4 protein-coding genes are annotated in these 4,683 nt (G+C 65.8%); 2 read left to right on the forward strand and 2 right to left on the reverse strand.

The window, feature by feature from the left end; genetic code table 11:
- A partial coding sequence (locus VK519_RS09280) for an ABC-type transport auxiliary lipoprotein family protein (protein WP_324349255.1) occupies positions 1 to 449 on the forward strand: 449 nt, incomplete at its 5' end.
- Here the strand turns inward: VK519_RS09280 and VK519_RS09285 are convergent.
- A complete protein-coding gene (locus VK519_RS09285) occupies positions 446 to 1,849 on the reverse strand; it encodes an amidase (protein ID WP_324349257.1) in 1,404 nt (467 codons plus the stop codon). The two genes, VK519_RS09280 and VK519_RS09285, sit on opposite strands and share 4 nt — an antisense overlap.
- Before the next feature lie 120 nt (positions 1,850 to 1,969).
- On the opposite strand from VK519_RS09285, the gene VK519_RS09290 reads away from it, so the two are divergent.
- Entirely contained in the window at positions 1,970 to 3,571 is a 1,602-nt protein-coding gene (locus VK519_RS09290) for an electron transfer flavoprotein-ubiquinone oxidoreductase (protein ID WP_324349258.1), read from the forward strand.
- Between the two features lie 279 nt (positions 3,572 to 3,850).
- Here VK519_RS09290 and VK519_RS09295 read toward each other — a convergent pair.
- The coding region (locus VK519_RS09295) for a glycosyltransferase family protein (protein ID WP_324349260.1) at positions 3,851 to 4,683 on the reverse strand (833 nt) is incomplete at its 5' end.

Here is a 4,683-nt window from a genome sequence, read left to right on the forward strand (position 1 = left end):
CGCTTCGGGTGACCACGCCACAGGCCTCGGGATTGATCGACTCCAGCCGTATCGCGGTGGTGCCCGGCGAAGATACGATCACCACGTACAAGGCATCGCGCTGGAGCGACCGCGCGCCCACCTTGCTGCGCGACCGCCTGATCGACACCTTCCGCGCCGATGGCAGGGTGCCTGCAGTCAGCAACGACGACACCAACCTGCACGCCGATCGCGAGCTCGACGGCCAGCTGCGATCGTTCCAGTCGGTGTACGAAAACGGTGGGCCCGTGGCCGTGGTGCGCTACGACGTGCAACTGGTGGATGCCGCCGACCACCGGATTCTTGCCACGAAGAATTTCGAAGTACGCGAGCCTGCGGCCAGCAAGGACGTGCCGCAGGTGGTGGCGGCGTTCGGGCGCGCCAGCGATGCGCTGGCGGCTGAAGTGGTGGCCTGGTCGGTGGCCCGCTAGGCCTGTGGCTGTACCGGATAGATTGGATCGGCATCAAGGGTGGAAGCACACACCTGCGCCAGTTCCAGCAGGCGCAGGTCGGAGCCGCGCGCACCGACCAGTTGCATGCCGATCGGCATGCCATCGGGCAGCGTGCCCATCGGGATGCTCACCGCCGGGCAGCCGGCCAGGCTGGCAAAGCTGGTGAGGTCGGCCTGGGAAGCCGGCGGTGTATCGCTGAGCGGGAACGCGCCCTGCGGCGTGGTGGGCATCACCAGCACGTCCACCTGGGCGAACAAGCGACGCATCTTCAAGGTGGCGGCATCGAGCACCAGGTCGGCGGCGGCATAGTCGGCCGCGGACTTGTGGCGGGCATAGTCGAGCATGCCGCGCAGGCGGGCGGACACCGGGTAGGCCTCGTCGGCCAATTCCTCGGCGAAGGTAATGAGCATCTCCGATTCCATCAGCAACAGGCCGGCGCGGCGGGTGCGGGCGAAATCCCAGTCGTCGAAGTCCACCGCGCGGCGCTCGCCCAGTTCACGGGGGAGTTTTTCCAGCGCCTGGTTGAACACTTCGATCACTTCCGGCTGGACGCCGAAGTGCGCGAGGTCGGGCAATAGCCCGGTGCGCAAATGGCCCGGCTCCCAATCAGGCAACTGGAAAGCCACCCGGCGGCGGCGCGAGCGCGCATCGTCCGCGTCGTAGCCGGCCAGCACCTGCAGCAGCAGGGTGAGGTCGTCCACCGAGCGGGCAAGGATGCCCACGGCATCAAGACGCCTGGCCGCAGGCACCAGGCCACGGGCGGAGATCTCCCCATGCGTGGGCTTGATTGCGTAGATACCGCAGTAGCTCGCCGGGATGCGGATCGAGCCCAGGCTATCGGAGCCCACCGCCGCGGCAGCCAGGCCCGCGGCCACGGCCACGGCCGCACCACCGGATGAACCACCTGCCGTGTAGCCGAGGCGATGCGGATTATGCGTGGCGCCGTGATGCGGGTTGTCCGTGGTGACGCCCAGCGCGCCTTCGTCCATGTTGGTCTTGCCAAGGATCACCGCGCCGGAGGCGCGAAGGCGCGCCACGACGTGCGCGTCGTCGGTCGCCGGTTTGCTGCGCCGCCGCATGCCCGCACGCGTGGGTAGGCCGGCGACATCGAAGTTGTCCTTGATGGCTACCGGTACGCCGTCCAGGCGGCCCATCACGCCATCGCGCCGGCGTCGGTCAGCTGACACCGCCTGTTCCTGGATGAGTGCGTCGGACGTTTCCAGGTACGCGTTCAGCGCCGGATTGAGGCGCTTGATCGCATCCTGGTAGCTTGCCGCCAACTCCAGCGGCTGAAGTCGCCCGATGGCCAGCCAATGGAGCAGTTGGACCAGCGTGGCGCGGCGGATGTCACGATCGTCAATCGGTGGCAGGGCACTCATGGACACTCCTTTGATGGGCCGATTATGGACAATCCCGGTTAACTCCGTGCAACGGTCGGCAGAAATTTGCCGCCCGACGCGCGAATCGCCACAATCAGCGGCCACAGAACGGAGCCAGCCATGAGCGAGCGCGAATCGATGGAATACGACGTCGTCGTCGTTGGCGCAGGTCCCGCCGGCCTGTCGTTTGCCATCCGTTTGAAACAGCTCAAGCCCGAGACGACGGTTTGCGTGATCGAGAAAGCCTCGAGCATCGGCGCGCAGATCCTGTCGGGCGCGGTGATCGAACCGGCTCCGCTGGATGCCCTGCTCCCGGGCTGGCGCGAAAACAAGCCGCCGGTTTGCGTGCCGGTGAAGGAAGACGAATTCTGGTGGCTGCGCGACCACACCAGCGCCACGAAGATGCCCACCCCGCCGCAGATGCACAACGAGGGAAATTTCATCGTGAGCCTGGGCGCCATGTGCGCCTGGCTGGCACCACAGGCCGAAGCCCTGGGCGTGGACGTGTTCCCCGGCTACGCGGCCGCCGAGAACCTCTTCGACCGCGATGGCGCCGTGGCCGGCGTACGCATCGGTGACATGGGCGTTGCCCGCGACGGCACGCACAAACCCGGCTACACCGAAGGCATCGACATCCACGCCAAGCTGACGGTGCTGGCCGAAGGCTGCCGTGGCCACCTGACCAAGAAGCTGATCCGCACCTTCGGCCTGGACAAGGATGCCGACCCCCAGACCTACGGCATCGGTATCAAGGAACTGTGGCAGCTTCCCGCCGGGCGAGGCACGCCGGGCAAGGTGATGCACACCCTGGGGTGGCCCTTGGCCAACGACACTTATGGCGGGAGCTTCATCTACCACCTGGACAACGACCGCGTGGCGATCGGGTTCGTGGCAGGCCTGGATTACCCCGACCCGATGTTCTCGCCGTTCGAGGCATTCCAGCAGTTGAAGCACCACCCGAAGGTCAAGGCGTTGCTGGAGGGCGGGAGCATTGTTTCCGCCGGCGCGCGGGCCATTGTCGAGGGCGGGTACCAGTCGCTGCCGAAGACCGAGATGCCCGGTGCGCTAATGATCGGCGATGCTGCAGGCCTGTTGAATGTGCCGAAGATCAAGGGTACGCACCAGGCGATCCGGTCGGGGATGCTGGCGGCCGAGCATGTGGCAGGGTCGCTGGCACCGACGGGCTTCGATGCGAAGCTTCGTGACTCGGCGATCATGGCTGAGCTTAAGAAGGTGCGGAACATCCGCCCGGGGTTCAACAAGGGGCTTTGGTGGGGTTTGATCAACGCGGCGTGGGAAACCGTCACCGGCGGCGCTTCGCCCTGGACGCTGCGCAACCATGCCGACTGGTCGTCGCTTAAGAAACTTGACCAGTATGAGGCGCCGACGAAAGACTACGTCGAACGTACCCTGCCGCCGCGCGACCGCCTGGCCAGCGTGTACTTTGCGGCCACCGAGCACGATGAAGACCAGCCGGTGCATTTGAAGGTGCTGGACACCACCATTTGCATTGACCGGTGTACGACTGAGTATGGGAATCCTTGCCAGCGGTTCTGTCCGGCCGGGGTGTATGAGATCGTTGAGGACGAGGCGGGCAAGCGGCTGCAGATCAACTCGGCGAACTGCGTGCATTGCAAGACGTGCGATATCAAGGATCCGTACGAGATTATTACTTGGGTGACGCCTGAGGGTGGGGCTGGGCCTAATTATCAGGGGCTTTGAGCTACCATGCCGGATGTAGCCGCCAAACAGGATCCATGCCATGAGCCGTTACGTCATCGTTGTCCTGGCCGCAGTGACCCTTGGCGGTTGTGTTACCAGACCCAACCACTCCTACGATCCTACCCCGAACGTGGTCAATGACACGGCGGGGCGCCAGGTTTGCAGCAGTAGCGGTGGCAACGCCGGAAACTGTGCCGCTACCATCGGGTCCGCGCTGCTCGAATCGCAGCTCCTGAAGTAGGGGCGTCTTAGCCGGCTTCGAGGCCTACGCCGGCGTCTTCAGCCCCGCCGAAGCATGTCGCGCAGCACCGAGCGAAATCCATTGCTGTAGCGTCCGTAGTCGCCACGTGACCACTCGCCGATGACGGCGGGCCAGCGTTGCAGCCGCGGGCGTTCACCCAATGCCAGGCGTGCGACATAGTGTCGATGCCGTGCGTCCACTGCGGCGCGCCTGCCCTGCAGGCCAGGTGCGGGATGCCCAGTGAGCCAGGCGTCCAGCGTGTCCATGCGGGCAAGCTCGCCGCGCAACAATGGCTCGCACGGGCGGAACATGTCCAGCCAGCGGTCGCGCATGCGCCGCTTGCGCATGCCGACCTGGTTGCCGCCGTGCTGGCGATAATCGATCAGGGGTCGTTCCACCAGGTCGACCTCGCCGATGGCGGCGGCACCGATGGCCAGCCACTCGTCGTGGATCCATCCGTTGGCGATCGGCAGAGCCTGGTCCAGCAGCGTCCGGCGCAGGGCCACGGTGGCGCCGGTAGCCGCGCTGCGGCGCACCAGCACGTCGAAGGCATCGCCGCGATGGATGCTGGCGATTTCATCTGATGACAGTATCAGGGCGTCGAACAGGGTATGCCCCAGCGTCTCACCGCCCGCATTGACGAGACGGGCATTGGTAAACACCAGGGACAGCGACGGGCGCGCGGCGAACATCGGCAGCAGCGTTGCGAGCTTGTCGGGGTACCAGACATCATCCTGGTGCCGCTGGCCGCCGTGCTGCTCGACCGCCCGGTGAAGTGGATCGAGGACCGGGACGAGCACCTGGTGTCGATCAACCACTCGCGGGAGCAGACCTGGCACGTGCGGCTCGCCGCCACCGCGACCGGCACACT

The organism is Pinirhizobacter sp. (genome assembly GCF_035317885.1).
Classification (GTDB): Bacteria; Pseudomonadota; Gammaproteobacteria; order Xanthomonadales; family Rhodanobacteraceae; genus Pinirhizobacter.